The 26,829-nt window shown below is 71.8% G+C and carries 20 protein-coding genes; 8 read left to right on the top strand and 12 right to left on the bottom strand.

Features of this window, described 5'->3' with window-relative positions:
* Nucleotides 1–149: 149 nt before the first annotated feature.
* Nucleotides 150–1,871 (top strand): carboxylesterase family protein, encoded by a 1,722-nt coding sequence (locus ACFYXA_RS01560; RefSeq protein WP_352247258.1) that lies wholly within the window; start codon nt 150–152, stop codon nt 1,869–1,871.
* Nucleotides 1,872–2,261: 390 nt separating this feature from the next.
* On the opposite strand, the gene mmuM is transcribed toward ACFYXA_RS01560, so the two are convergent.
* On the bottom strand, nt 2,262–3,206 hold the full coding sequence (mmuM, locus tag ACFYXA_RS01565; protein WP_389027353.1) for a homocysteine S-methyltransferase: 945 nt from the start codon (nt 3,204–3,206) through the stop codon (nt 2,262–2,264).
* A 260-nt stretch (nt 3,207–3,466) separates the two neighbouring features.
* Between mmuM and ACFYXA_RS01570 the strand changes: the two genes are divergently transcribed.
* Nucleotides 3,467–4,600 carry a family 43 glycosylhydrolase gene (locus ACFYXA_RS01570; RefSeq protein WP_389027355.1) on the top strand — a complete coding sequence of 378 codons (1,134 nt, stop codon included), beginning with the start codon at nt 3,467–3,469 and terminating at the stop codon, nt 4,598–4,600.
* 1 nt (nt 4,601) lies between these two features.
* Nucleotides 4,602–6,014: an RICIN domain-containing protein gene (locus ACFYXA_RS01575; RefSeq protein ID WP_389027357.1), complete on the top strand. Its 1,413-nt coding sequence runs from the start codon at nt 4,602–4,604 to the stop codon at nt 6,012–6,014.
* A 15-nt stretch (nt 6,015–6,029) separates the two neighbouring features.
* Here ACFYXA_RS01575 and ACFYXA_RS01580 read toward each other — a convergent pair whose 3' ends face one another.
* Nucleotides 6,030–7,709 carry a rhamnogalacturonan lyase B N-terminal domain-containing protein gene (locus ACFYXA_RS01580; RefSeq protein WP_389027359.1) on the bottom strand — a complete coding sequence of 560 codons (1,680 nt, stop codon included), beginning with the start codon at nt 7,707–7,709 and terminating at the stop codon, nt 6,030–6,032.
* Between the two features lie 193 nt (nt 7,710–7,902).
* Here ACFYXA_RS01580 and ACFYXA_RS01585 point away from each other — a divergent pair, with 193 nt between their 5' ends.
* The 3 genes from ACFYXA_RS01585 to ACFYXA_RS01595 all read left to right on the top strand — a co-directional run bounded on the left by ACFYXA_RS01585 (nt 7,903) and on the right by ACFYXA_RS01595 (nt 11,286).
* Nucleotides 7,903–8,946, top strand: coding sequence for a rhamnogalacturonan acetylesterase (locus tag ACFYXA_RS01585; RefSeq protein ID WP_389027361.1), 1,044 nt, complete (start codon nt 7,903–7,905; stop codon nt 8,944–8,946).
* Nucleotides 8,947–9,086: 140 nt separating this feature from the next.
* Nucleotides 9,087–10,859, top strand: coding sequence for a DUF2264 domain-containing protein (locus tag ACFYXA_RS01590; protein WP_389027363.1), 1,773 nt, complete (start codon nt 9,087–9,089; stop codon nt 10,857–10,859).
* Nucleotides 10,860–10,911: 52 nt separating this feature from the next.
* Nucleotides 10,912–11,286: a VOC family protein gene (locus ACFYXA_RS01595; RefSeq protein ID WP_352247251.1), complete on the top strand. Its 375-nt coding sequence runs from the start codon at nt 10,912–10,914 to the stop codon at nt 11,284–11,286.
* A gap of 11 nt (nt 11,287–11,297) precedes the next feature.
* Here the strand turns inward: ACFYXA_RS01595 and ACFYXA_RS01600 are convergent, their stop codons facing one another.
* The 10 genes from ACFYXA_RS01600 to ACFYXA_RS01645 form a co-directional block, all read right to left on the bottom strand.
* On the bottom strand, nt 11,298–11,870 hold the full coding sequence (locus tag ACFYXA_RS01600; protein ID WP_389027365.1) for a TetR-like C-terminal domain-containing protein: 573 nt from the start codon (nt 11,868–11,870) through the stop codon (nt 11,298–11,300).
* A gap of 134 nt (nt 11,871–12,004) precedes the next feature.
* A complete protein-coding gene (locus tag ACFYXA_RS01605) occupies nt 12,005–12,799 on the bottom strand; it encodes an ABC transporter permease (RefSeq protein WP_389027367.1) in 795 nt (264 codons plus the stop codon).
* 5 nt (nt 12,800–12,804) lie between these two features.
* Entirely contained in the window at nt 12,805–13,608 is an 804-nt protein-coding gene (locus ACFYXA_RS01610) for an ABC-2 family transporter protein (protein ID WP_352247248.1), read from the bottom strand.
* Complete coding sequence (locus ACFYXA_RS01615) at nt 13,608–14,603, bottom strand: ATP-binding cassette domain-containing protein (protein ID WP_389027370.1); 996 nt, start codon at nt 14,601–14,603, stop codon at nt 13,608–13,610. Before ACFYXA_RS01615 ends, ACFYXA_RS01610 begins: the two co-directional genes overlap by 1 nt.
* A gap of 139 nt (nt 14,604–14,742) precedes the next feature.
* Nucleotides 14,743–17,613, bottom strand: a complete 2,871-nt coding sequence (locus tag ACFYXA_RS01620; RefSeq protein WP_389027372.1) for a glycoside hydrolase family 2 TIM barrel-domain containing protein — start codon at nt 17,611–17,613, stop codon at nt 14,743–14,745.
* Nucleotides 17,614–17,656: 43 nt separating this feature from the next.
* Nucleotides 17,657–18,541: a carbohydrate ABC transporter permease gene (locus ACFYXA_RS01625; RefSeq protein WP_389028986.1), complete on the bottom strand. Its 885-nt coding sequence runs from the start codon at nt 18,539–18,541 to the stop codon at nt 17,657–17,659.
* An 8-nt stretch (nt 18,542–18,549) separates the two neighbouring features.
* On the bottom strand, nt 18,550–19,515 hold the full coding sequence (locus ACFYXA_RS01630; RefSeq protein WP_352247245.1) for a sugar ABC transporter permease: 966 nt from the start codon (nt 19,513–19,515) through the stop codon (nt 18,550–18,552).
* A gap of 20 nt (nt 19,516–19,535) precedes the next feature.
* Nucleotides 19,536–20,792 (bottom strand): ABC transporter substrate-binding protein, encoded by a 1,257-nt coding sequence (locus tag ACFYXA_RS01635; RefSeq protein ID WP_389027375.1) that lies wholly within the window; start codon nt 20,790–20,792, stop codon nt 19,536–19,538.
* A gap of 179 nt (nt 20,793–20,971) precedes the next feature.
* Nucleotides 20,972–22,204: an ROK family protein gene (locus ACFYXA_RS01640; protein ID WP_389027377.1), complete on the bottom strand. Its 1,233-nt coding sequence runs from the start codon at nt 22,202–22,204 to the stop codon at nt 20,972–20,974.
* Nucleotides 22,205–22,345: 141 nt separating this feature from the next.
* Nucleotides 22,346–23,590 (bottom strand): FAD-binding protein, encoded by a 1,245-nt coding sequence (locus ACFYXA_RS01645; protein WP_389027379.1) that lies wholly within the window; start codon nt 23,588–23,590, stop codon nt 22,346–22,348.
* A 145-nt stretch (nt 23,591–23,735) separates the two neighbouring features.
* On the opposite strand from ACFYXA_RS01645, the gene ACFYXA_RS01650 reads away from it, so the two are divergent.
* Nucleotides 23,736–25,079 (top strand): radical SAM protein, encoded by a 1,344-nt coding sequence (locus ACFYXA_RS01650; RefSeq protein WP_352247241.1) that lies wholly within the window; start codon nt 23,736–23,738, stop codon nt 25,077–25,079.
* Nucleotides 25,080–25,290: 211 nt separating this feature from the next.
* Nucleotides 25,291–26,802: a cellulose binding domain-containing protein gene (locus ACFYXA_RS01655; protein ID WP_389027381.1), complete on the top strand. Its 1,512-nt coding sequence runs from the start codon at nt 25,291–25,293 to the stop codon at nt 26,800–26,802.
* Nucleotides 26,803–26,829 lie beyond the last annotated feature (27 nt).

The raw sequence follows: 26,829 nt of genomic DNA on the forward strand, positions 1-26,829 counted from the left end.
GCGGCTGTGGTGCTCTGGTGATACCGGCGGCGTCGGTCACCCGGCATCGCGCGGCGGTCACCGGCCGTCGCGCGTAGGTCACCCGGCCGCCGCCCGCCGGTGCACGAGCGCGGCGCAGGGCCGCGGGGGCCTGGAGGGCTGGTGGGCAGATGACGGCAGGCCGGAAGAACACCGTGGCCGAGGACCGGCCCGGTCCCGTGGTCCGCACCCCCTACGGGGCCGTCCGCGGACGCCACGAGTCAGGGGTCTGCGCGTTCAGGGGCATCCCCTACGCCGCACCCCCCGTCGGGCCCCGCCGGTTCCGGCCGCCCGTGCCGCCCGAGCCCTGGGACGGCGTGCGGGACGCGGGCGACTTCGGGCCGACGGCGCCCAAACCGCCGTACTCCGAGGCGTTCGCCCGGTACCTGTCCGACCCGGTCGTGCCCGGCGACGGATGCCTCAACCTCAACGTCTGGACCCCCGCGCCGGGCGCGGCCGCGCGGCTGCCGGTGCTGGTGTGGCTGCACGGCGGCGGGCTGACCAGAGGGACCTCGGCCGCGCCGGTCTACGACGGACGGCACTTCGCCCGGGACGGAATCGTCTTCGTCTCGGTCAACTACCGCCTGGGCGTGGAGGGTTACGGCCTGTTCCCCGACGCGCCGGCCAACCCGGGCCTGCGCGACCAGCTCGCCGCCCTGCGCTGGGTCCACGAGTCGATCGAGGCCTTCGGCGGCGACCCGGCGCGGGTCACCCTGGCCGGGCAGTCGGCCGGGGCGATCAGCGTCGGCGCCCTGATCGCCGCCCCGCAGGCCCAGGGTCTGTTCCGGCGCGCCGTCCTGCAGAGCGGGCCGCCGGAAGCCCTCCCGCGCGACAAGGTGCGGCGCATGGTCCGCCGGATGGCGAACCGGCTGCGCGTCCCCGCCACGGCCGAGGCGTTCGCCGCCGTCGACCGCGAGGTGCTGCTGCGCACCCAGGCCGAGACCGGCAGGCTGAGCAGCCCCGTCCTCGGCGGACCCGCCTTCGGCATCGTCGTCGACGGCGACCTCGTCCCGAGCGATCCCCTCCAGGCCCTCGTCGACGGCGACGCCGCCCGCGACGCCGACCTGCTCATGGGCTGGACGAGCGACGAGTACCGGCTCTGGCTGGTCCCCGGCGGCCTGCTGGACCGCATCGACCGACTGGGCGCCGTCGGGCTGGCCGGCGCCATGGCCCGCTGCCACTGCGGCCCCGAGGTGCCGCGCGGCTACCGGGCGCTGCACCCGGAGGCCGGCACCGCCGAGATCGTCGGCCAGATGATCACCGACCACCTGCTGCGCCGGCCGCTCCAGCGCCTGGCCGACGCCCGGCCCGGCTCCGCGTACGTGTACGAGTTCGCCTGGCCGTCGGGGCGACCGCGGCTCGGCGCCTGCCACGCCCTGGAGCTGGGCTTCGTCTTCGACACCGGGGACATGCCCGAGGCCGTCAAGCTCGCCGGCGAGGGCGCGCCGCGTGAGCTGGCCGAGGCCATGCACGGGGCGTGGGTGCGGTTCGTCTCGACCGGCGACCCTGGCTGGGAGGCGTGGGGGCCCACGCACCCGGTGCGCCTGTTCGGCGACGGGGGCGGGGCGGGCGTGTCCGTCGCGTACGGGCCGCGCGACCGCGACCTCGCACTGTGGGGGAGCGGCACTGAAACCGCCACCGAGGGATTCCTTCCCGGCGACATCACCGCGCCCGGGGAGGCGGGACTGCTCGCCGGTGCCGACGGCATCCCGGTCCTCGACGAGACCACGGCCCCCGAAGTGCCCCGCTCCGACGCCTCGCCGGACACGGCGACCGCCCGCCCCCCACGCACGGCCGAACTCCGCTCGGCAGTCCGCCGCCTACGCCGCACCGGAGGCTCCCGCCGCCACTGAGACCACCGACGGGCGCAGGACGCCGCCGTGGGCGCGCGTTCCCCTGCCGTCGGCGGGCGCCCGCCGGTGTGGCGGGCGCGCACCCCGCTGTCACGGGCGCGCATCAGCCGTTATCGGCAGGCACCCTGCGCCCTCATCCCGCAGGCACCCTCGCCCACAGGAGTGGGCCCACCCACCCGTCTGGGGGCGGTGCCTCACAGCCCCGCGAGCGCACCCTTCGCACGTCCGAGGGCGGCGCGCGCCCACCGTCCCGCGAGCGCGCACTCCGCATTCACCGCCCCGCGCCCCCGCCCGCAGGAGCGACCCCACCCGCCGCACGTCCGGAGGCGGCGCGCGCTCACCGCCGTGCGAGTGCACCTCCCGGCCTCCGCCGCCCGGTCGGCGTCGCCGTCAGCGTGCGCCCTCCCGCAGGGCCCCGGCGATCGACGTGATCGCTTCCGGGCCGACGCGGCAGCAGCCGCCGATCAGGCGTGCGCCCGACTCCCGCCAGTTCCTCACTTGTTCGGGGGCGAAGGTGGAACTGCCGTTCCAGGCGCGGGCGTCGGCGTCCCAGGACTCGCCGCTGTTGGGGTAGACGACGACCGGCTTCCCCGTGACCCGCGCCGCGGTCGCCACGGCGGACTCGACGTCCTCGGGGGCGCAGCAGTTCACGCCCACCGCGATCACCTCGTCGGCGTCGGCGGCCAGGGCGAACGCCTCCTCCAGCGGCTGGCCGGCCCGCGTGCGGTCGCCGGCGACGCTGTACGACAGCCAGGCCGGCACCCCGAGTCCGCGCACCGCCCGCAGCAGCGCCTCCGCCTCCTCGGCGTCGGGCACCGTCTCCAGCGCCAGCACGTCGGGCGCGGCGGCCGCCAGCACCTCGAGGCGGGGCCGGTGGAAGCGTTCCAGTTCCTCGACCGTGAGCCCGTAGCGGCCGCGGTACTCGGAGCCGTCCGCGAGCATCGCCCCGTAGGGGCCGATCGACGCCGCCACCCACAGCGGATGCGTGACCCCCTTGTCCCGGGCCTGGCGGGCCGCGTCCCGGGCCAGTTCCACGCTCAGCGCGAGCAGCCGGGCCCCCTCCGCGCGGTCGATGCCCCGCTTCGCGAAGCCCTCGAAGGTGGCCTGGTAGCTGGAGGTGATCGCCACGTTCGCGCCCGCCTCGAAGTAGGCGAGGTGCGCGTCGGCGATCGCCTCCGGCCGCTCGGCGAGCAGCCGAGCCGACCACAGCTCGTCGCTCAGATCGTGCCCGGCGGACTCCAGCTGGTTGGACATGCCGCCGTCGAGGACGACGGTGCCGGCGGCGAGCGCCCCGGCGAGCGGCGGGGCGGACGGGGAGGAGGTGTCGCTGGTCATGCCCCGACGCTAGTCGACGCCACCGGAGAGGGCCGGAATCGTCCACTCCGTGAACGCGCTGTCCGGCATGCGGAAGCCCCGGCCCCGGACAGCCCCTGGGACCACGCCCGGCGGAGGTCCGTCACGCGCAACCCGTTGACCGCGCCGTGACCCGCCCTTACCTTTTCGGCGTTCGGGATGGCAGATCTTGTGCGAAATGCCGAACGATTCTGTGTCTTTTTGTTCCCCCCACCGGCAGAACCCGCAGAAAGGCAGTCCGCATGAGCCGCGAAGACGCCCTGCCCGACCCCGCCCTGCCCGGCCCCGCGCCCCGGCATCCCTCCTCGGCCGAACCCCCCAGCCGGCGGCTGCTGTTGAAGGGCGCCCTGGCCGCGGGCGCGCTCACGGGCCTGTCCGCCACCACCGCCCGCGCGGCCGGTTCGACGGCCTGCCCGGGCGCGACCGTCCCCTACGACAACCCGCTCGTCCGCAACCGCGCCGACCCGCACATCCACCGGCACACCGACGGCTCCTACTACTTCACCGCCACCGCGCCCGAGTACGACCGCATCATCCTGCGCAGATCCCGCACCCTGCGGGGCCTCGGCTCGGCCGCCGAAGCCGTCGTCTGGCGCAAGCACGCGAGCGGCCCCATGGGCGCCCACATCTGGGCGCCGGAGATCCACCACATCGACGGCAAGTGGTACATCTACTTCGCCTCCGCGCCCGCCGAGGACATCTGGGCGATCCGCATCTGGGTGCTGGAGAACAGCCACCGCGACCCCTTCAAGGGCGTCTGGGTGGAGCGCGGACAGCTGAAGACCGCCTGGGAGACGTTCTCGCTCGACGCCACCACCTTCACCCACCGCGGCACCCGCTACCTCGCCTGGGCGCAGCACGAGCCGGACATGGGCAACAACACCGCGATCTGGCTGTCGGAGATGGCCGGTCCGGTGACCCTGACGGGACCTCAGGTGCGCCTGAGCACACCGGAGTTCGACTGGGAGTGCATCGGCTACAAGGTCAACGAAGGGCCGTCGGTGATCAAGCGCAACGGGCGGCTGTTCATGTCCTACTCGGCGAGCGCGACCGACTTCAACTACTGCATGGGCCTGCTCACCGTCGACGCGGACGCCGATCTCATGGACCCCGCGAACTGGTCGAAGTCCCCGGCGCCGGTCTTCGCAAGCAACGACGCCACCCGGCAGTACGGGCCCGGGCACAACAGCTTCACGGTCGCCGAGGACGGCCGCACCGACGTCCTCGTCTACCACGCCCGCCAGTACAAGGAGATCGTCGGCGACCCGCTGAACGACCCCAACCGGCACACCCGCGTCCAGCGCCTGGGCTGGAAGCCGGACGGCACCCCCGACTTCGGCGTCCCCGTCGCCGACTGCGCGAAGGGAGCCTCGTGAGATGAGACGCGTCCACGCGGTCCTGCTCGCCCTCTGCCTGGCGCTCACCGGCGCCCTCGCCACCGCAGGACCGGCCCAGGCCGTCCCTCTTACGATCGCCAACGGCACGCAGTTCACGGACACTTCGGGCAACCCCGTGCACGCTCACGGCGGCGGGGTCCTCAAAGTCGGCGGCTACTACTACTGGTTCGGCGAGAACCGCAACGCCGACAACACCTTCCGGTACGTGGACGCCTACCGTTCCACCGACCTGAAGAACTGGGAGTTCCGCAACCACGTCCTGACCCAGGCGAGCGCCCCCGAGCTGGCCACCGCCAACATCGAGCGGCCCAAGGTCATGTACAACGCGGCCACCGGCAAGTTCGTACTCTGGATGCACAAGGAGAACGGCGTCGACTACAGCGAGGCCCGCGCGGCCGTCGCCGTGTCCGACACCGTCGACGGGAACTATGCCTGGCGGGGCAGCTTCCGCCCGCTCGGGCGGCACATGTCCCGCGACCTCACGGTCTTCGTCGACACCGACGGGGCCGGATACATGATCTCCGCCGCCCGTGAGAACTACGACCTGCAGATCTACCGGCTCACCGCCGACTACACCGGCGTCGCGAGCCTGGTGGCCGACCCCTGGCACGGCGGGCACCGCGAGGCGCCGGCGCTGTTCAAGCGCGGCGGCGTCTACTTCATGCTGACCTCCGGCGCGACCGGCTGGAACCCCAACCAGCAGCAGTACGCCACCGCCACCAGCATCGCCGGCCCGTGGACCGCCATGGCGAACGCCGGCGACCCGACGGCCTACGGGTCGCAGACCGCCTACGTGCTGCCGGTGCAGGGCTCCTCGGGCACCTCCTACCTGTACCTGGGGGACCGCTGGGGCAACTCATTCGGCGGGACCGTCAACGACTCCCGTTACGTCTGGCTGCCGTTGGCCTTCCCGACCTCGACCACGCTGTCCATGTCGTGGTCGCCGGAGGTCACCGTCGACACGGCCGCCGGCACCGTCACCGGCACGAGCGCCGCGTACGGCACGCTGGCCGCCCGGCACAGCGGCAAGTGCGCGGACGTCACGAGCCAGTCCCTCTGGCCCGGCGCGCAGATCAAGCAGTGGACCTGCAACGGCGGCGCCAACCAGAGGTACTGGTCGAAACCGGTCGGCGGCGGCTACCACCAACTCGTGGTGCGGAACAGCTCGTTGTGCGTGAGGGAGAACGCGGGCACGGTGACCCAGGAGAACTGCGACGCCACGGCCGCCGGCCAGCAGTGGTCCCTCACCGCGGCCGGCGGCTACGTCACCGTCAAGTCCCGCGCGACGGGCAAGTGCCTCGACGTGAACGGCGCGTCCACCGCCGACTCCGCCGCCGTCATCACGTACACGTGCAACGGAGGCACCAACCAGCAGTGGACGCAGAGCACGTGATGGTCACTCGGCCGGTCAGGCCAGCAGGTCGATCGCGTCGATCGAGGTCCCCGCGCTGAGGAAGCCCGTCGTCCCCGACCCGCTCACCACGTTGATCCTCAACACGTTGTACCGGCCGGTGTCCGTGAGCCAGGCGCTCGCCGGGACGCTGTACGTGAACGTGTGGTTGTTGCCCCGGTAGGACCCGTTGGTCAGCGACCGCGTGTTCGGCTGGGTGGGCGGGGAGGGGATCGCCGACGTCCAGACGTCGTTGACGACGACCTGCGGGCGCCCGTTGGCGTAGGCCGTCGTCACGCCGATGCGCAGCGTGTGCGCGGCGGCGGCCTGGGCCGCGGTGAGCTTGAAGTACACGAGCAGACCGCTGTTGACGTCCTTCCAGAGGTAGCAGGGGAACGCGGCCGCCTCGCCGCCACCGCCGATCACGACGTTGCCGGTCCAGGCGGCGGCCCGCACGTCCGAGGGGTGCGCGTACGTCATCAGGTCGGCGTTCTTGAAACCGCTCGGCGTACCCGTCCAGTCGTTGATCCGCCAGATCGCGCTCGCGTTGGACGGGTCGTTCGAGGACGGGATCGCGAGCGTGTTGAGCGTGGTCGTCGCCCCCGCGGACACGGTCACCTGCGTGCTGTGGACGGCCAGTTCGCCCTTGTGGACGGTAAGGGTGTACGTCCCCGGCAGCACCCCGCCGATCGAGAAGTAGCCGTCCGAGGCCCGCGCCGGGCCCCAGTACTGCGCGGTCGCGTTCGCGAGGCCGACGGTGTACGGGTACGCCGTGTTCCGCCCGGTGATGCCGACCCCGGCCACCCGGCCCCGGCCGCCGGCGCCGACGTACCCGGGGATGCCGAGCGAGTCTGCCCACGGGGTGGTCAGGGTGCCGGGGAACAGGGACGAGGAGGGGGCGCCGCCGTCGGTGAAGGCGATGACGTAGGGCCCCTGGAGCCCGAAGCGCTGGGCCTCGGTCTGGTTCTGGCCGTAGTACAGGATCTCGTACAGGCCGCCGCCGTCGGCGCTCTGATGGCGCAGGAGCGAGCGGTAGAAGGGGCCGCCGGAGGCCTTCTCGTGGTTGCTGCGCACCACCCACAGGCCGACGGAGCCCGTCGACCAGCCGACGTGGGTGTAGTCGATGACGCGGAGCTTCGAGTAGTGCTTGCTGCGGGTCTGGCCGTCGGACTTCGCGAAGACGTCCGACGCCTCGACGGTCCTGTTCGTGTAGGTGTAGGAGTCCGGTTCGTCGTTGAGGAACAGGCCCTTCCGCACCCGGACGATGTACCGGGTCGCCGAGACGGAGGCGTCGGCCTTGTCGGTCCACAGATAGACGTTGTTCTCGCCGCTGCGGGCCGCGTAGTAGTGCCTCAGCGTGCCGTGCACGACGGAGATCAGGATCGTCGTCCCGGACTGCCTGATCGTGACCGTGGAGGCGCCGAGGCCGGACTCGACGTGCGAGTTCATGCCGCCGTAGCCCTGGTACTCGACGCCCCGGTAGACCAGGGAGGTCAGGTCGCCGTTGGACTTGCTGACCTTGAACACCAGTTGAGCGCCGGTGTCGACGACGTAGTGCGAGCCGTCGTCCCTCCAGCCGAAGCCTGCGGCGGCCGCGGGGGCGGCGAGCGGGCCGGCCAGGGCGGCCGAGCCGGCCGCGGCGGTGCCGAGCACGAAGGTGCGGCGTCGGACCGGCCGTCGTGGCGTGGATCCGGACATGGGGGGTGCCTCCTTCGGGAGGTGTGGGGGAGCGGGCGTGCTGGGCAGCGTCGCAGTTGAATCGATTTTCCGAAAGGCCTTTCACGGAGAGGAAGTTGACAATGCCGTGAATTGAGCCCGAGGTCTAGAAAGCGCTTGCGGGAGGCGATACGGTCCAGCCGCCGGCACCGGTAGCCCTGACGGAGGAACCGCAGTGAGACGTTTCACCCCAGCCCTGCTGGCCGCGCTGACGCTGACCGCCGCGCTGACGGCCGTACCCGCCGCCGAGGCCGCCCAGCCGCCGGGCTCCCGCACCGAGGGCTGCACTCCCACCGCGTGCCACTTCGACGTCCCGCCGGGCACCTACGACGTGAGAGTCGTCCTCGGCGGCGACACGGCGTCCAGCACCGCGATCAGCGGCGAGACCCGGCGCGCCCTGCTCCCCGAGACCGCCGTCCCCGCCGGTGAGCGCCTCGCCCTCAGCTTCACGGTGAACGTCCGCACCCCCGAGGGCGAGCCGACCGGCGCCGCCGGAACCGACGGCCTGGACCTCGCCCTCGGCGGCGCCGCCCCCGCCCTCGACCGGATCAGGGTCACGCCCGCCCGGCACACCCAGCAGATCTTCCTGGTCGGCGACTCCACGGTCTGCGATCAGCCGGGCGACCCCTACGCCGGCTGGGGCCAGCGGCTCCCGCAGTACTTCCACAAGGGCGTCTCCGTCGCCAACTACGCCGATTCCGGCGAGAGTACGGTCACCTATCTGGGGAACCCGCAGCTGTGGGCCACCGTCCAGCCGCAGATCAGCCGCGGTGACCTGGTGCTGATCCAGCTCGCCCACAACGACAAGACCACCGACGAGGCGACGTACCGGGCGAACCTGGAGACGCTGGTGGCGGGCGTCCGGGACAAGGGCGGCAAGCCGGTCCTCGTCACGCCGATCGTGCGCCGCTGGTTCAACGCCGACGGCACCCTGAACAACGGCACCGCCCTGCTCGTCAACGGCCTCGGCGTCGACCACCCGGCCGTGGTCCGCGCGGTCGCCGCCGCGCGAGGCGTCCCGGTCGTCGACCTCACGGCGAAGACCAAGGCGCTGGTGGAGTCGCTGGGCGTGGAGGGCTCCAAGGCGCTGTACCTCTACAACGAGAAGCGGGACAACACGCACACGTCCGTGCACGGCGCCACGGTCTACGCGGGTCTGGTCCGCGACGAACTCCTCGCCCGGCATCTGGTGCCCAAGGGCATGGTGCGGGTGGGATGAGCCCCTGGGGGCGCCCCGACCGGAACCGGGGCGCCCCCAGGTCCAAGCCCGGCCCTCCACTCCGACCCGGTTCCCGCGCCCGCCTCTTCCCGCCCCTTTCGCCCTTGTCCCGCCGCTTGTTCTACCGGAAGCGACCGCCGATGCACCTCCCCCCGCCCGACCGCGACCTCAGTCCCCGTACCGGCTGCACCCGCGCCCACTGGGAGGCGGCCGCCGACAGCCTGCTCGCCGCCGTGGAGCCGTACGCGACCGACGACCGCGCCCTCTACCACCTCCCCGGCGACCGGCAGAGCTGGACGGGCCGCCTCTCCGACGGGCTGGAAGGCTACGCCCGCACCCTCCTCCTCGCCGCCTTCCGCCGCGACGAGACGGCCCTCGAACGCTACGCCGACGGACTCGCGGCCGGCGTGTCCGGCGTCTGGCCCCGGATCGAGGACCGGACCCAGCCGCTCGTCGAGGCGGCGTCCATCGCCCTCGCCCTGCGGCTCACCCGGCGGGAGCTCTGGGACCGCCTCGACGACGGTGTCCGACAGCGGGCCGCCGCCTGGCTGAGCGAGGCGCTGACCGCCGAACCGTGGCCCTGCAACTGGGAGTTGTTCCCCGTCACCGTGGGCGGCTTCCTCCAGTCCGTCGGCGTCGAGGCGGACGCCTCCCGCAAGGCCGTCGACCGGGGCCTGGAACGGATCGAGCAGTGGTACGTCGGCGACGGCTGGTACACCGACGGCCCGATCCGCGCCTTCGACTACTACAACGGCTGGGCCATGCACCTCTATACGGTGCTGCACGCCTGGCTCGCCGACGACACCCGGCTCCTCGACCTGTACGGCGGCCGTCTGTCACGCCATCTCGCCGACTACGCCCGCCTGTTCGGCGGCGACGGCGCGCCCCTGCACCAGGGCCGCTCCCTCACCTACCGCTTCGCGACGACCGCCCCCCTCTGGCTGGGCGCGCTCACCGGCCACACCCCGCTCGCGCCCGGCGAGACCCGCCGGCTGGCGTCGGGCGCGCTGAAGTACTTCCTGGAACGCGGCGCGGTCGACTCCCGCGGGCTGCTCACCCTGGGCTGGCACGGCCCCGACTCCGCTGTGCTGCAAGGCTATTCGGGACCGGCGTCCCCATACTGGGCGAGCAAGGGGTTCATCGGCCTCCTCCTGCCCGCGGAGCACGAGGTGTGGACGGCGGTGGAGGAGCCGGGCCCGGTGGAACGCGGCGACGCCGTCACTTCCCTGATCCCTCCCAACTGGCTGTTGCAGAGCACAAGTTCGGACGGACTGGTGCGGCTGCACAACCACGGGAGCGAGGACGTGCGCTACGACCCGTACTACACGCGGTTCGCCTACTCGACCGCGACCCGCCCCTCGGGGGGCACGCCGCCGGACAACTCCGTTCTCGTAGGCGGCGATCCGCACCGCGAGGGCATCGTCCCGCTGGGCGTGGGGGAGGGCTGGGCGGCGTCCCGGCACGCGGTCGGTTCCGGGGCCGAGATCACCAGCCTGGTGGTGGCCGACGGCGCGGCGGAGGTCCGCGCCCATCTGGTGGCGGGCGCGGACCCCGGCTCCGAGGTGCGGGTCACGGGCTGGGCGGCGGAGGAAGGGCAGCGGGCCGAACTGCTGCCCGTGCACGGCCTGTCGGGCAAATCCACGCTGACCGGGACGACGGACGACGCTCCCGCGACCCTCTTCGTCGCGTTGGCCCGCCTCACCGCCGACCCCGATCCGGAGCCGCTGACGGACCTGGTGTCGGTCGAGGTGTCCGGGGAGGGGCGGGACGCCCGGGAGCTGACCGTCCGCTGGGCTTCGGGCAAGTCGGCCCGGTTCCGGTTCGGCGCTCCGGAAGCGTCCGCGGACGCCGGCCCGCCCGGTTCTCCGGACGCGGGCCCGGCGTCCCCGTCGTGGTCGGTCGCGCCCTGCTGACCGGCCGAATCCCCGTTGTCCGCATGTCGCCGTGTGCACAACAATCCTCGGCATGACATCGAGAATCCGGCACGTCACGATCGACTGCTCCGACGCCTACGCCCTCGGCAGCTTCTGGGCCGAGGCCCTCGGCGAGCCGCTGCACGACGACGACAACCCGGGTGACCCGGAGGCGTTGATCGAGGGCGCGGGGCTGCTGTTCGTCACGGTCCCGGAGAAGAAGACGGTCAAGAACCGCGTCCACCTCGACCTCCAGCCGCAGGACCGCACCCGCGACGAGGAGGTCGACCGGCTGCTCGCCCTCGGCGCCACCCTCGTCGCCGACCACCGCAGGCCCGACGGCACGGGCTGGGCGCTGCTCGCCGACCCGGAGGGCAACGAGTTCTGCGTGGAGCGCAGCGCGGCGGAGCGGTCGGCCGCCGGCTGATGCGCGGTCACTCAGGTCTCACGGGGCCAGTGGGTGAGGGCGATGTGCAGCGCGTCGATCGCCTTGTCCCAGGAGCGCCGTACGTCCCGGGGCGCGCCGAAGCCGCCGCCGGCCTCCAGGGCGCAGTACCCGTGGAAGGTGCTGCGCAGCAGGCGGACGGCGTCGGTGAGGTCGGGTTCCTCCAGGCCGTAGGCGCGGAGCATGCCGTAGGTGATCTCGGCGGTGCGGCGGAGGGCGGGAGCGTCGGCGACGAGTTCCTGGTCGACGGGGATCTGGGTGGCCGCGTACCGGCCCGGATGGGTCAGCGCGTACTCCCGGTAGGCGTCGGCGAACGCGGCGAGCGCGTCCTTGCCGGCCCGCCCGGCGACGGCCGCGGCGATCCGGTCGATCATCTCGCCGCCGGCGAGGAGCGCGAGGCGGGTCCGCAGGTCCTTGAGGCCGCGGACGTGCGAGTACAGGCTCGCGTCCTTCACGCCGAAGCGGCGGGCCAGCGCGGAGACGGTGACGCCGTCGAAGCCCACCTCGTCGGCGAGGTCGGCGGCGGCCGCGACCAGGCGGTCCGCGGTGAGGCCGGCTCGGGGCATGGGGCCTCACTCGTCACTCGGGCCGGTGGCGGGGAAGTCGGGATCGACACGGAGGAGTGTAAAGCTCCCGGCGAGATGCGGCCGCCGTCCCGAGCTGGACGGTCACAGGCGACGGTCGCCGGTGTCGGGTGGTCTCAGCCGTTCACCCCGGTGTAGTGCCGCAGGCTCCAGCGCCACAGCAGGCGGGAGGCCAGGTAGGCCAGTGCGCCCAGGAGGGGTGAGGCTGCTGCCAGCCAGTGGGGGACGGCGGTGGTGTGGCCGGTGAGCACGGCGGCGGGGAAGTAGGCGACGAACGCGAGGGGGAGGCCGTAGGTCAGGAAGCCGCCCACGGCCCTGGGGAGCACGTTGAGCGGGTAGCTGCCGAAGGTGCCGAGGAGTTCCTCCAGCCAGCGGCCCCAGTAGTCGGCCGCCGGGAAGCGGAGGGAGGCGCAGGCCACCGCCGTGAACAGGGCGGCCTCCAGGAGCATCCCGCAGAGCACGGCGGCGACCAGGTACGAGATCCGGCCTGCCGTCCAGTCCAGGTCGCTGCGGCCGATCGCGCCCGCCATCAGACCGGCCGCCACCGTCAGGTCGCCGATCGCGTTGGTCGGGAAGTACGCCAGCTGGATCTGCCGGTGCACCGGCATAGGGCGCACCAGGCAGGTGTCGATCACCCCTTCCTGGATGTGCCGGCCCAAACCGTGCACCCGGCCGAGGAACAGCACGAACAGCCCGTGCGCGAGCATCCGCGTCGCGGGTATCAGCAGGACGTCGGAACTGTCCCAGCCGCCCATCCCGGTGAACCGCGACAGCAGCACCGTCGCGAACACGATCACCGACACCTGCCAGACCGCGCCGATCGCGATCATCATCAGGAACTCGGTGCGGTACTCCAGTTGGGCGCGGAAGTTGAGCAGCGTGACCCGCCACATGATCCGGACGCCGTTCACGGGCCTCAGCCTCCTTGGGAGATCACTCGGCGGGCGGCCCGGTACCACAGGAGCCGGGTGAACAGGGCGAGCAGCACGACCCAGGCCGCCTGGACGCCCAACTGCATGGGAGCGTCGGACAGTTCGATCCGGCCCACGTACAGCGACAGCGGCACGCTCAGCGTGGCCTGGAACGGCAGGAACGCGCTCAGCGTGATGAACCAGTCGGGGAAGAACCACAGCGGCGCGTACACCCCGGACAGCAGGTTCTGCGCGAAGACGAGGATCATCATCGCCGCGTTGTTGCGCAGGGTCCAGAAGCACAACTGGTCCAGGGCGAGCATCACGTAGTACAGCACCCACTGCCCGAGCAGCAGGCTCACCGCGAACACCCCCGCCACCGCCGCGGATTGCGGCGGCCGCACCACGCCGGCCGCGAGGCAGACGGCGTATCCGCCGAGGGCCCACGCGAACCCGTACACCTGCTCGCCCAGGGCGCGCAGCGCGTAGTAGCGCTGCGGGGGCAGCGGGCGCAGGTACCAGTAGACGATGGTGCCGAAGTGCATGTGCTGGATCACGGTGTCCCGGCCGGCGAACTGGTCCAACTCCCGTAGCCGGGAGGCCAGTACGGCCATCACGGCGTAGGTGACGGCCTGGTCGCGGTCGAGTCCCGCGGTGGTGCCGGTCTGCTCGTACAGGCCGCGCCACAGGGACGCCACCAGCACCACCTGCACGGTCAGCCGCAACAGCGCGGCCGTCATCCGGGGCGGCGTGTTCAGCTCGCCGAGCGGGGTGACGCGCGCGGCGCGCCAGCCGTGGAGGACGGCCATCACGCCTCCCCGGCCTGCGCGTACGCCGCCCGCATGACGTCCTCCAGATCGGCCTCGTCGAGCGCGATGTCGTTCACCTCGCACCGTTCGATGACGGCCTTCAGCGCCTGGTGGACCGTCGGGGCGCCGTCGCCGTCGGGGCCGAAGACGACCCGCGCTCCCTCCCGTCGCAGCACCGCGATGCCCGGCAGCGGCACGACCTCGGCGTGCGGGTCGGCGAGGGTGGCCCGCACCTGCCAGGTGGAGCCGAACTCCCGGCGTATCTCGTCCAGTGAGCCGTCCAGGACGAGCCGGCCGTGGTTGATCAGCACCACCCGTTCGGCGAGCCGTTCCACCTCCGTCATGTCGTGGGTGGTGAGCAGGACGGTCCGGCCGCGTTCCTCGACCTGGTGCCGCAGGAACTCGCGGACCTGCTCCTTGACCACCACGTCCATGCCGATGGTCGGCTCGTCGAGGAAGACCACGGGCGGGTCGTGCAGCAGCGCGGCGGCCAGGTCGCAGCGGACCCGCTGGCCGAGGGACAGATGGCGCACCCGGGTGTCCCAGAACGACGACAGGTCGAGCAGCTTGTCGAACTCCTTCAGCCGGGCCGCGTGTTCGGCGCTCGGCACCGCGTAGATGTCCTTGAGGATCGCGAACGACTCGCGCACCGGGAGGTCCCACCACAGCTGGGTGCGCTGCCCGAACACCGCCCCGATGTTACGGGCGTTGCGCTCGCGTTCCAGGTAGGGCACCACGCCCGCGACGCGCGCTTCGCCGGAGGTGGGCGTGAGGATGCCGGTGAGCATCTTGATGGTGGTGGACTTGCCGGCGCCGTTCGGGCCGAGCAGTGCGAGGAGTTCGCCCGCGGCCACGTCGAAGGAGACGTCGGTGACGGCGTGCTTGGCGACCCGCTGCGGATCGACCAGGGAGCGCAGCGCGCCGGTGAAGCCGGGGCGACGGACGGTGGTGTGGAAGGTGCGGGACAGGCCGCGCACCGCGATGGTGCCGCTCACTCGTTCAACCTCCGAAGTGGCGCGGCCGGCCGGCTGGGGAGCCGGCCGGCCGCGGGAGTCGTCGTCACCGTGTCCGGTCGTCGATCAGTCGGTCGATCGATTTGTCGACGCCGGGTGACGACCGTGTGTCGTGGCGGGTTCAGTCGGACGCCGAGAACACGAAGGAGAACTCGGCGGGAGCGGCGTTCAGGAAGTACTGCGGCAGCGGGCCCGGGCCGCAGGACTGCGAGCCGATGCCGTGCTGGCCGTGGTCGAGGTTGACCCACACCGTGTCGCCCGGCGTCAGGTCCGTGCGGTGCCGCGCGGCGTCGAGCTGCTCGGTGGTCCAGCGCCGTGCGGTGAGGTAGAACTCCGGGTCGCCCTCGATGCGCAGACCGCCGAGCCGCGCCCAGCGGACGTCGGCGCGGGCGCCGTTCTCCTGGGGCCGGACGTACGGCGTCTGCAGCGCGTCCACGGTCGACTCCCAGCGGCCGACCATCGCCGCCGCCCTGGTGTCGGGGTAGGCCTCGCCGGGTCCGCCGCCGAACCAGGTCACCCGGTCGGCTTCGGCGAGCCCGAAGCGGACGCCGAGGCGGGGCAGCGGCACCGTCCAGTCGCCCTCGGGGGTCACCGAGACGGTCAGCCGCAGCCGGTCGCCGTCGGACGTCCACCGGTACACCGTCGCCAGGCCCACCTCCCACGCGGCCGGCGCCACCCGGGTGCGGACCGTCAGCGCGTTCTCGCCGGTCTCCACCGCGTCCAGGCGGTGCCGCATGCGGTGCAGGCCCAGCTTGCGCCACACCTCGGCGTGCCGGACGTCGGTCTGCCAGGACGCGCCGTCGTCGTTGTCGGTGGTCGCCCGCCACACGTCCAGGCGCAGTCCCTCGACGGAGACCCCGCCGATCGTCTTCAGCGCGCCCGTGCGGGCGTCGAAGACGCCGGGGCCGAGCGTGATCACGCCGTCGCCGGCCTCCGGGCCGCGCGTCGCCGCGACCGACGGCAACGACCTTTCGGCGAGGAGCACTTGACCCCAGGCCACGACATGGCCCCGGGGCGCCCAGGCGGTGTCCCCGGCCAGTACGGCCCGTACCGTCCACCGCGTCTCCGCGCCGCCGGGGACGCCGTGCGCCGGGTGCGGCAGCTTCACCTCGGCCGACTCGCCGGCCGCCAGCGCGGGCACCGGCAGGCTGCCCGACTCGACCGTCTCGCCGTCGGCCTGGAGGGCCCACTCGAAGGCGAGCGCCGACAGGTCGGCGAAGTCCTGCTTGTTGGTGACGCGCACGGTGCCGTCCGCGCCGTCACCGGTGATCGCGACGGGCTCGACGACCTTCGCGAACTCCACGAGTCCCGGCGAGGGTTGGCGGTCCGGGAAGAGCAGGCCGTCGCAGACGAAGTTGCCGTCGTGCAGCTCCTCGCCGAAGTCGCCGCCGTAGGCGTATCCGTAGCGTTCGTCCTTGACGCCGTGGTCGATCCACTCCCAGATGAAGCCGCCCTGGAGCCGCTCATGCGCCTCGAACAGCCGCTGGTAGTCGGCGATGCCGCCGGGGCCGTTGCCCATGGCGTGGCCGTACTCGCAGAGGATGAAGGGGAGTTCGCGTCGCCTGTGGGTGCCGCCGTCGAGGTCGCGGCCGATGCGCTCGACCTCCTCGTGGGAGGCGTACATGCGCGAGTAGACGTCCGTGTCACGGCAGTTGATGTCGCCCTCGTAGTGCACGAGGCGGGAGGCGTCGCGGCCGTGGATCCACTCGGCCATCGCGGTGAGGCCGCGCCCGGTGCCGGCCTCGTTGCCCAGGGACCAGATCACCACCGACGGGTGGTTCTTGTCGCGTTCGACCATGCGGGCGGCGCGGTCCAGCAGGGCCGGGGTCCAGCGGTCGTCGTCGACGGGGTTGTCCCGCCAGTCCTGCTCGACGAAGCCGTGGGTCTCCAGGTCGCACTCGTCGATCACCCACAGGCCGTACTCGTCGCACAGGTCGAGGAAGGCCGGGTGCGGCGGGTAGTGCGAGGTGCGGACGGCGTTGATGTTGTGCCGCTTCATCAGCAGCACGTCCTCGCGCATCGTCTCCAGGTCGAGCGAGCGGCCCTTCTCCGGGTGCCACTCGTGCCGGTTGACGCCCTTGAACAGCACGGGCCGGCCGTTGACCTTGATCAGGCCGTCCTCCAGGACGACCGTGCGGAATCCGACGCGCAGGGGGACGCGCTCGCCGGCGGTGACGAGCTCACCGTCGTAGAGGCGGGGCGTCTCGGCCGTCCACGGCTCCACCCGCGCGGTGGCCGGCTCGCCCGTCGCGACATCGATGTCCAGCGCGGGGACGATCACCCGTCCCTCGACCTCGGAGTCGACGCGCAGGGTGCCCTCGCCCGTGCGGTGGTCGTAGGAGGCGTGCACGAAGAAGTCGCCCGCGCTGCCCGCCGGGCGGTGCAGCAGCGTCACGTCACGGAAGATGCCGGGCAGCCACCACTGGTCCTGGTCCTCCAGGTAGGAGCCCGCCGACCACTGGTGGACGCGGACCGCCAGCACGTTGCCGGAGGTCTTCAGCAGCGGGCCGACGGCGAACTCGTGCGGCAGCCGGGAGCCCTTGAACTCGCCGATCTCCGTGCCGTTCAGCCAGACCCGGGCGCAGGACTCCACGCCGTCGAAGCGCAGGACGGTGCCGCCCTCGGAGAGGGCGGGCCAGTCCTCGGGCAGGTCGAAGACGCGCAGGTGGTCACCGGTCGGGTTCTCGGTCGGGACGCGCGGCGGGTCCACCGGGAAGGGGTAGAGGTGGTTGGTGTAGATCGGGGAGCCGTGGCCCTGGAGGACCCAGTGCCCGGGGACCGTGACCTCGGCCCAGTCCCCGGCGTCGTACCCCTCGGCGGCGAACGAGTCGTCCTGGGCGTCGGCGGTCGGCGACAGCCGGAAGCGCCAGCTGCCGTTCAGCGAGAGGGAGTCGGCGTCGGAGGACGCGTACCAGGCGCGGGGCGCGAGGGCGCCGCTGCCGGGTGAGACGTCCTCGACGTAGTCGACGGCCGTGGTGATGGGGAAGGACATCGGTCTCCAGGTGCTCGATCGTGGGCGGTCGGGGTGGCCGGCATCAACCCTTGATGCCGGTCTGCGCGATCCCCTGCACCAGCCAGCGCTGGAGGAAGAGGAACACGAAGATCAGGGGCAGGATGGAGAAGGCGGTGGCCATGAAGATCATGTGGAAGACGACGGTCTGGTTGGTCATGTAGTTGGAGAGCGCGACCTGGACGGTCCACGATCCGGGGTCCTGGCCGATGACCAGGGGCCACAGGAAGGCGTTCCATCCCGCGATGAAGGTGATCGTCGCCATCGCGGCGAAGAAGTTCAGGGAGTTGGGTACCACTATGCGCCAGTACGCACCCCAGTAGCCGAGTCCGTCCACGCGCGCCGCCTCCTCCAGCTCCTTGGGGAAGCCCAGGAAGTACTGCCGGAACAGGAAGCAGGTGAAGCCGCTGAACAGGCCCGGGATGATGAGGCCCCGGTAGGTGTCCACCCAGCCCAGTGACGAGACCAGCACGAAGCTCGGGACGAAGGTGACGGCGGTCGGGACCATGAGGGTCCCCAGCACGGCGTAGAAGACCTTGTTGGCGTGCTTGTACGGGATGCGGGCGAGGGCGTACCCCGCGAGGGAGCACACCAGCAGCACGCCGGCGGTGTGCAGGGTGGCGACGACCGCCGAGTTCCACAGCGACTGGGCGAAGGGGACCGTCTCGTCGGTGAACAGCTCGCTGATGTTGCCCCACTGGATGTCGGTGGGGAAGAACTTCCAGTTCTCTCCGGTGATCTCGGCGTCGGTCGAGAGCGCGTTGCGCACCAGCAGGTAGAACGGGACCAGGAAGAAGAAGGCGGAGATCCCGGTGGCGATGTAGAGCCCGGTCGAGCTCATCACGCCGCCGCCGCGCCCGCGGCGGCGGGGCCTGCCTGACTCCGGGGCGGCCTTCTCGGCCTCGGGCATCGTGGTGGTCACTTGGACTCGTCCCCCCTTCCGAAGCCCATGAGCTTGCCCTGGAGCAGGGTCACGGCGCAGATCAGCACGGTCAGGATGACCGCGCCCGCGCTGCCGGAACCGTAGTCCTGGCTCTCGCCCAGGGCCTTGTAGTACAGCTCGACGAGGGGCGGACGGCCCCATGTGGTCTTCGACAGGAGGTTGAAGAACTCGTCGAAGGCCTGGTAGGCGGCGATGAGCAGCAAAAGGATCACCGCGGTGGACGTGGCGCGCAGCTGGGGCAGGGTGATGTGACGGAAGGTCTGCCAGCCGGGCTTGGCGCCGTCGATGGAGGCGGCCTCGTACAGCTCGTCCGGGATGTTCTGCAGCGCCGCGATGAAGAGGATCATGTAGAAGCCGGCCTGCAGCCACAGTCGTGCGGTGACGATGACCAGCCAGTACCAGGGCGGGTTGGGGTCGGCGAGCCAGGCGATGTTCTCGATCCCGAACCAGCCGAGGACCGTGTTCATGAGGCCGAAGCGGACCCCGCTGAAGATGGACATCTTCCAGATCAGCGAGGCGGCCACGTAACTGCACGCGGTCGGCAGGAAGAAGACCGACCGGAAGAACGCCCGCATGAAGCGCAGCCGGTTCACCAGCAGGGCCAGGCCCAGCGAGAGGGCCCAGGTGGTGGGCACGATGAAGGCGGCGAAGGCGGTGAAGGTGCCGAGCGAGCCGACGAAGTCGTCGTTCGTCAGCATGTAGACGTAGTTCTCGAAGCCGACGAACTTGTCGGGTGTGACGGTGAAGCGGGCCTCGAAGAAGCTGAGGTAGAGGCTCCAGAGGATCGGCGCGTAGACGAAGATCGCCAGGCCGATGAGGAACGGCCCGCAGAAGAGCCAGAAGTTGAAGGTGGGGCTGCCCCGCAGACCCCGCCGCGGCTTGGCCGATGAGGCCTGCACCGGGGCGGGGGGCGCGAGGACACGCGTCTTGGTCGTCGACATGTCGTGGTCCGTCCCGCGGTCTATCCGAACAGCTTCTTGAGCTCGCGGTTGACGGCCGCGTCGGCCTTGTCGAGTGCGGCCTCCGGGTCCATGTCCTTGCGGACGCTGTTGGCGAAGACGTCCTCCAGGGAGGTGATCATGGCCTGGGTCCAGCCGATGTTGTCGAAGTGCCCGAACTCGTTGAAGAGCTTGACCCCCTCGGCGGCGTTGCCGGACTTGAGCTTGGTGGCGCTCTGGGCGAGCGAGGTGCGCGGGGGGATGTGGAAGCCGAAGGAGGTGGCCCACTCCTCCTGGTACTGCTTCTGGTCGATCCACAGCCACTTGACGTACTCCTTGGCCGCGTCGACGTTCTTGCCCTTGGCGTTGACGAACATCGACCAGCCGCCGTTGTAGACCGACGGCTTGCCCGAGTCGACGGTCTTCGGGAAGGGGAAGACGCCCCAGTCGTCGCCGAGCGCCTTCTGGATCGCGGGCATCGCCCACATGCCGCACCACTGGATGGCACACAGGCCCTGATTGAACGAGGACGGGTCCCAGGAGTCGGTCGGAGCGCCGAGAAGAAGGTCGCCGCTGGTGAACAGCTTGCGCATCTTCTTGATGCCCTCGATGACGCCGGGGGTGTGGTAGGCGATCTGGTTCTTCTCGTCGAGGGTGTCCGCGCCGGCCGACCAGATCATCGGGTTGATGACGCCGTGCAGGTCGTTGCCCATGTACAGGCCCTTGACCTTGCCGGTGGTGAGCTTGGCGGCGGCCTCGATCAGCTCGTCGAACGTGGTCGGGACGTCGACCTTCGCCTTCTCCAGCATCGACTTGCGGTAGAAGAAGAACTGCGGGTCGTCGATCATCCGGACGCCGTATATCTTGCCGTCGACCGTGTGCGACTTGATGTCGGCCGGGTTGAAGTCGTCCTTGACCGGGGCGATGATGTCGGTCAGGTCCGCCACCTGGCCGCTCTTGACCATCTGGATCTGCGGGTGGAACTCGAACATGTCGGGCGCGTTCTTGGTGAGCAGCGTCGCGAACAGCTTGCTCTCGAAGTCGGCGCTGGTGATCCACTGCGTGGTCACATGGGCCTTGTCATAGGCCTTCGCGTACTTCCTGATGGCCTGCTCGGTGCCCGCCTCGCCGTAGGCGTGGAAGAACTGCGTCAGGCTGACGCCCGAACCCGCCCCGCCGCCCCGCCCGTTGTTCCCGCCGCACGCGGCCAGGGAGCCGGCGGCGGCCATGCCCGCGGCGGCCCTGAAGAGTGAACGGCGGGAGAAGTTGCTGTTGCTCATTGCCGACATGCTGACGTCCTTGTCTCGAGTACGGCTGCGGCTCACACGGCTTCAGCGCCAGATGGCTTGAATGGCGTCGCGGTGCGGGACGTTAACCTTCGGCTAAGGCTTCGGCAAGGGGTTGGACGAAGTCTGTACGAAGCGTTGTGCGGCGTTCGGGATACCGGACGAGGGGGGTGCTAACCGACGGCGGGGTCGGGTCTGGAGGGGTGCCGTCTGCGCTGCCCGACGGCCTGCAGCGCCCCTTCGAGCGCGAAGGTGGCCGCGCCCAGGCAGACGGGGTCGGAGGGGATCGGGGACAGGACGATCTCGGTCGAGTCCAGCGGCCGGCGCAGCGCGTGCCGGGACACGGCCTCGCGGACCTCGCGCAGCAGCGGCTCCCCGAGCCGTACGGCGACCCAGCTGCTCAGGACGACGACCTCGGGGTTGAGCAGGTTGACCAGGTCGGCGATGCCCGCCGCCAGGTAGCGGGCGGTGTCGCGCACCACCTTGACGGCCACCGGGTCGTGGGCGGCGACCCCGCGGGCCAGGGCGTCGATGGTCGCCGTCTGGTCCTCGGGGTGCAGCAGGGCGCTGTCGGGGCTGAGTTCCCGCAGGTTCTGCATGATGCCGGGCGCGCCGACGTAGGTCTCCACGCAGCCGTGGTCGCCGCAGTGGCAGAGCCGGCCGTCGAGCACGAGCGTGGTGTGGCCCCACTCCCCGGCGCTGTTGCTGACCCCGCGGTGCAGCCCCCCGCCGAGGACGAGCCCGGCGCCTACCCCGGTGCCGAGGTTGACGACGACGGCGTCCCCGTGTCCGCGCGCCGCCCCGAACCACAGCTCGGCCACCGCGCAGGCGCGCAGCGGATTGTCCAGGTAGAGCGGGTAGGCGATGTGCTCGGAGAGCAGGTCGAGCAAGGGCACGTCGTGCCAGTCCCAGTTGGGGGCGTACTCGCAGATGCCGGTGTCCCGGTCGACCTGTCCCGGCACGCTCACCCCGACGCCGAGGACGCGCGCCGCCTCCACCCCGGCCTGGGCGACCACCGAGCCGGCCGCGGCGGCGACATGGCCGACCACCTGCTCGGGCCTGCTCTCGCCGGGACGCATGTCCTCCTCGGCCCGGGCCAGCACGTTCAGCGCCAGGTCGAACAGCTCGACGTGGACGTACGTCTCGGCGATGTCCACACCGATCAACGCGCCCCCCGACGCGTTGACGGCGACGAGGCCCCGGGGGCGGCCGCCCGCGGAATCCTCGAAGCCGACCTCGGTGATCATGCGCAGGTCGAGCAGTTCGCCGACGAGGGTGGCGACGGTGGCGAGGCTCAGACCGGTGGCGGCGGCCAGCTCCTGCCGGGAGGTGGGCGAACTGGCGATGATCTGGCGCAGCACCTCGTAGCGGTTCGCGGTCCGGATGTCACGTGACGTGCGCTTCACCGGCTTGGGCCCTCCATCCCTTCCGTTGCCGGACCGGCGTCGCGACGGCACCGGCGCCGCGCCAGGCTATGACGCGGCCCCCGGTTCTACAAGGGGTTAGGAAAGGGGGTGTACAAAGTCGCGAGGGCGGGCGTGGCGGCGTCAGCCGGAAAGGACGTCCCGGACGAACGCGTTGGTGAACTTCCCGGCCGGGTCCGTCTCGCGCACCAGCTTCGCGAAGTCGCCCAGCCGGGGGAAGCGGCCGCGCACCTCGGCGGCCGGCATCGCGAAGACCTTCCCCCAGTGCGGCCGCGGTGAGAACGGCGTCAGCGCCGCCTCCACCGCGCGGACCGCGGGCAGCACCGCCTCGGCGTCGGCGACCCAGGTGAAGTGGACGGCGACGGAGTCACGGCCGTACGCGGGGCTCAGCCACTGCTCGTCGGCGGCGACGGTGCGCACCTCGCAGATCTGGAGCACGGGGCCGACCTGCTCCCGCACGCGGTCGATCGCGCGCAGCGCGCCCAGCGCGTCCGTACGCGGCAGCAGGTACTCGCTCTGCAGTTCGTCGCCGCTGCTCGGGGTGAACTCCGCCCGGAAGTGCGGCAGCCGCTCGTGCCAGGGCCCGGCCACCCCGAACTGCTCGGTGCAGTTGACCGCCGGCATCCCCGGTACCGGGTGCAGCGCCCGCGTCGCCGGCGCGGCCCACGGGAACACCGCCGCCGGCTGGTCCGTACGCCGCTTCAGCCACACCTGCCTGAAGCCCGGTGCCCGCCAGTCGGTGAACAGGCTCACGCTGTAGGCGGCCCCCGCCACCGCCTCGAAGTCCAGCCCCTCCAGGGGCAGTTCGGTGTACACGTGCTGCTCGACCTCGAAGGCCGGCTCCAGGTCGAGGGTGAGCGCGGTGACGGCCCCGAGCGCGCCCAGCGAGGTGACGGCCCCGCCGAACCGCTCGTCGCCGCGCCCGACGGTGAGGACCGAGCCGTCCGCGGTGACGATCTCCACCTCCCGCACGGCGGCGGCGAGCGGGCCGTTGCGCACGCCCGAGCCGTGCGTCCCGGTCGCCACCGAACCGGCCACGGAGATGTGCGGCAGCGAGGCCATGTTGGGCAGCGCGAGCCCTCGCGCGTGCACCCGGCGCGCCAGCTCCGCGTACCGCACGCCGCCGCCCACCCGCACCGTCCGGGCGGCCGTGTCCACGTCGGTCTCGGCGGGCAGCGCGTCCAGCGACAGCAGCACCCCGTCCGCACCCGGGTCGGCGATCCGGTTGAAGGAGTGCCCGCTGCCCAGCACCCGCACCCGGGCGGCGGAGGCGACGAGCGAGCGCAGCGCGTCGAGGGTGCGCGGACGGTGCGTGCCGCTCGCCGCGAAGGTGATGTTGCCCGCCCAGTTCCTCACGCTCTCCGTCATGCGGTCGCCCCTCCCGAGCCGGTGAGAACCCCGAGTTCCCAGGTGAAACCTACCTCGCCGGCGACACCGGGCCCCCCGCCCCCACGCTCGTCCGCGCCGGGGCATACCGTGAGGAGTCGTACGCCTGAGCCGGGAGGAGAGACGGATGGGCAGCCGTACCGCGCTGGTCGAGGATCTGATGGAGCGGTTTCCGCATGTTCCGCGGGAGGCCGTCTTCAAGGAGGACCTGCTGCGCGGGGGAGTGGCCTTCGACCCCTCCGCCCTCAGCGACAACGAGTCGGGCGAGGTGAAGCCGAAGTCGTACTTCATCTTCTCCTTCGACCACGGCACCCTGCCCGAGCTGGGCGAGGCGGCGCTCAGGCGCCCGCCGGAGGAGATCATCCTCACCGGCGGCCCCTACGACCTGCGCCGCACGGTGGTGTCCGTGCGCGTGAACCCGTCCTCGCCGTACCGGGTGGCGGCGGACGACGAGGGGCTGCTCGGGCTCTACCTCGACGGCCGGCGCATCGCCGACGTCGGTGTGCCGCCCATGCCGGAGTACTACCGGCACACCCTCTCCAACGGGAAGTCCGTCATGGAGGTCGCCCCCACCATCCAGTGGGGCTATCTGATCTACCTGACCGTCTTCCGGGTCTGCCAGTACTTCGGCGCCAAGGAGGAGTGCCAGTACTGCGACATCAACCACAACTGGCGTCAGCACAAGGCGGCCGGCCGGCCGTACACCGGCGTCAAGGACGTGGAGGAGGTCCTGGAAGCGCTGGAGATCATCGACCGCTACGACACCGCCAAGGCCTCCACCGCCTACACCCTCACCGGCGGCGCCATCACCAAGACGGTCTCCGGCCGCGACGAGGCCGACTTCTACGGCCACTACGCCAAGGCCATCGAGGAGCGCTTCCCCGGCCGCTGGATCGGCAAGGTCGTCGCCCAGGCGCTGCCCCGCGACGACGTGCAGCGCTTCAAGGACTACGGCGTGCAGATCTACCACCCCAACTACGAGGTGTGGGACGAGTACCTGTTCAAGATGTACTGCCCCGGCAAGGAGCGGTACGTCGGCCGCGACGAGTGGCACAAGCGGATCCTCGACTCGGCCGAGGTCTTCGGCGCGCGCAACGTCATCCCCAACTTCGTGGCGGGCGTGGAGATGGCCGAGCCGTTCGGCTTCACCACCGTCGACGAGGCGATCGCCTCGACCACCGAGGGCCTGCGCTTCTTCATGTCGAACGGGATCACGCCCCGGTTCACCACCTGGTGCCCGGAGCCGACGACCCCGCTCGGCAAGGCCAACCCGCAGGGGGCGCCGCTGGAGTACCACATCCGGCTGCTGGAGGCCTACCGGGCCACCATGGACGAGTTCGGGCTCTCCTCGCCTCCCGGCTACGGCCCGCCCGGCCCCGGCCGCGCGGTATTCTCCGTCAGCTCCTTCATGGACAGCCTGCCGGAGCAGGGCGCCCCGGTCGCCGAGGAGCCCGGACACGTCGGCGGATGAAGTCGCCGCGACGCTGAACACAGGGCGGCCCCCGTCCGTAGAAAGCGGTACGGGAGACCGGAACCGCGGCGAGGCCGCCCTGTGCTGACATCTGAACAGGGCGCTTGTCATTTGTGCAGGCGGCGTGAAAAACTTCGCCCCTGCCGCGAGGTTCCCCCCAACTCCATTGCCGTCATGCTGAGTTGACCTCGCTTTTCAATGCAGGAGACTCATGCCCGACCTGCCGACCCCGAAGGACGCCGCCGAGGCCGCGCTCTTCTCGGAGTGCTGGGACGCCGTCCTGTCCTACGCCGACCTGTGCACGTCAGGGTCGGCCGCGGCCAACCAACTGGCCCGCGAGGCGTTCGCGCTCGGCATCCGCGAGGCACGCGCCGCTGACGACGACCCCCGGCACTCCGCCGGCCGGCGCTCGTCCCGGCTGCCCCGGATCCCGCTGCTGCTGACCGCCGTACGCACCACGGCGGCCGCCTGGGAGTTCGAGGGGCAGGGCCACAAGCTCGACCCGGACCTGCGGCTGTGGCTGAACTCGGAGAAGGCCGCTCGCTACACCGGGCCGCCCCTGCAGCGCCCCCTCGCCCTGCGCGGGCTGCGCGACATGCAGGAGGCTGACGCGGCCCTGCTGTGGCTGGCGGAGGTCGAGGCGCTGCCGCTGCACGCGGTGGCCCGCCGTCAGGGCCTTGACCCGATGGCCGCGATGGAGGAACTCAACCAGGTCCGCGGCCTGTTCCGGGACCGCTGCCACCGCAACCACCTCGACACGCCGATCAACTCGGACTGCCGCGGCTACGTCCGCCTCCTGGACGCCGTCACCCGCTCGCCCGTCGCCGACACGCCCGACGACCTCTCCCGCCACCTCGCGACCTGCGTGGAGTGCGCGGAGGCCGCGGCCTGTCTGCGCCTGCACGGCGGCGGACTGCCCGCCGCCCTCGCCGGCGGGGTCATCGGCTGGGGCGGCCTCGCCTACCTGGAGCGCCGCCGCCGCGCCGCCGAGGTGCGGATGGGCGCCGGCCGTCCCACCGCGCCCGACGCCGACGGCGTGCCACTCGACGCCGCGGCGCGCAGGGCACGCGCGGTGCGCAACAGCCTCCTCGTGGCCGCCGTCCTCGTCTCCGGGCTGGCCCTCGCGGCATCGCTGACGCCGTTCGGCGGCAAGGCAGACGACAGCGCGCTCAGCGGCTCGCCGGCCGACAGCACCCCGGTGGCCGGCCCCGGCGTCCCCGCCCTCCCGTCCACGCTGCCCACCACCTCGGCCACCTCCCGGGGGCCCGCCCCCGCCTCCGCGTCCGGCTCCGGCTCGGCGAAGCCCTCCGGCAGCGCGACGCCCACGGCGAAGGAGAAGCCCGACCCCGAACCCCAGGGCACCTCCTCCGGCACCACGGGCCCCGGCGCCGACGAGAGCCCTGACGCGTCGGCGTGCGAGGTCCGCTACGAACTCGTCAACCAGTGGCCCGCCGGCTTCCAGGCCACCGTGACCGTCACCAGCACCGCCCCCGTCGACTCCTGGAGCGTCGCCTGGGCCTTCCGCAACGGGCAGCGGGTCGACCAGATGTGGGACGCGGGCTTCTCGCAGGACGGCTCGCGCGTCATCGCCACGTCCGCCGACTACAACAAGAAGGTCCCGGCCGGCGGCAGCCTGTCCTTCGGCTTCCTCGCCTCCTGGCAGGGCGGGAACTCGGCCCCGTACGACTTCACCCTCAACGGCGCGCCCTGCACCGGCGCGTGACGCCGGCGCTCGGCGCAGCACGCTCTC

This window comes from Streptomyces sp. NPDC002566, assembly GCF_042889585.1.
GTDB lineage: Bacteria > Actinomycetota > Actinomycetes > Streptomycetales > Streptomycetaceae > Streptomyces.

Excerpts from the sequence above, each read along its gene's own strand:
- ACFYXA_RS01650 (WP_352247241.1), top strand. The coding sequence starts at position 23,736 with ATGGGCAGCCGTACCGCGCTGGTCGAGGATCTGATGGAGCGGTTTCCG.
- ACFYXA_RS01580 (WP_389027359.1), bottom strand. The coding sequence starts at position 7,709 with ATGTCCGGATCCACGCCACGACGGCCGGTCCGACGCCGCACCTTCGTG.
- ACFYXA_RS01625 (WP_389028986.1), bottom strand. The coding sequence starts at position 18,541 with ATGCCCGAGGCCGAGAAGGCCGCCCCGGAGTCAGGCAGGCCCCGCCGC.
- ACFYXA_RS01620 (WP_389027372.1), bottom strand. The coding sequence starts at position 17,613 with ATGTCCTTCCCCATCACCACGGCCGTCGACTACGTCGAGGACGTCTCA.
- ACFYXA_RS01655 (WP_389027381.1), top strand. The coding sequence starts at position 25,291 with ATGCCCGACCTGCCGACCCCGAAGGACGCCGCCGAGGCCGCGCTCTTC.
- ACFYXA_RS01600 (WP_389027365.1), bottom strand. The coding sequence starts at position 11,870 with ATGCCCCGAGCCGGCCTCACCGCGGACCGCCTGGTCGCGGCCGCCGCC.
- ACFYXA_RS01595 (WP_352247251.1), top strand. The coding sequence starts at position 10,912 with ATGACATCGAGAATCCGGCACGTCACGATCGACTGCTCCGACGCCTAC.
- ACFYXA_RS01560 (WP_352247258.1), top strand. The coding sequence starts at position 150 with ATGACGGCAGGCCGGAAGAACACCGTGGCCGAGGACCGGCCCGGTCCC.
- ACFYXA_RS01610 (WP_352247248.1), bottom strand. The coding sequence starts at position 13,608 with ATGGCCGTCCTCCACGGCTGGCGCGCCGCGCGCGTCACCCCGCTCGGC.
- ACFYXA_RS01635 (WP_389027375.1), bottom strand. The coding sequence starts at position 20,792 with ATGAGCAACAGCAACTTCTCCCGCCGTTCACTCTTCAGGGCCGCCGCG.
- ACFYXA_RS01630 (WP_352247245.1), bottom strand. The coding sequence starts at position 19,515 with ATGTCGACGACCAAGACGCGTGTCCTCGCGCCCCCCGCCCCGGTGCAG.
- mmuM (WP_389027353.1), bottom strand. The coding sequence starts at position 3,206 with ATGACCAGCGACACCTCCTCCCCGTCCGCCCCGCCGCTCGCCGGGGCG.
- ACFYXA_RS01645 (WP_389027379.1), bottom strand. The coding sequence starts at position 23,590 with ATGACGGAGAGCGTGAGGAACTGGGCGGGCAACATCACCTTCGCGGCG.
- ACFYXA_RS01590 (WP_389027363.1), top strand. The coding sequence starts at position 9,087 with ATGCACCTCCCCCCGCCCGACCGCGACCTCAGTCCCCGTACCGGCTGC.
- ACFYXA_RS01570 (WP_389027355.1), top strand. The coding sequence starts at position 3,467 with ATGAGCCGCGAAGACGCCCTGCCCGACCCCGCCCTGCCCGGCCCCGCG.
- ACFYXA_RS01575 (WP_389027357.1), top strand. The coding sequence starts at position 4,602 with ATGAGACGCGTCCACGCGGTCCTGCTCGCCCTCTGCCTGGCGCTCACC.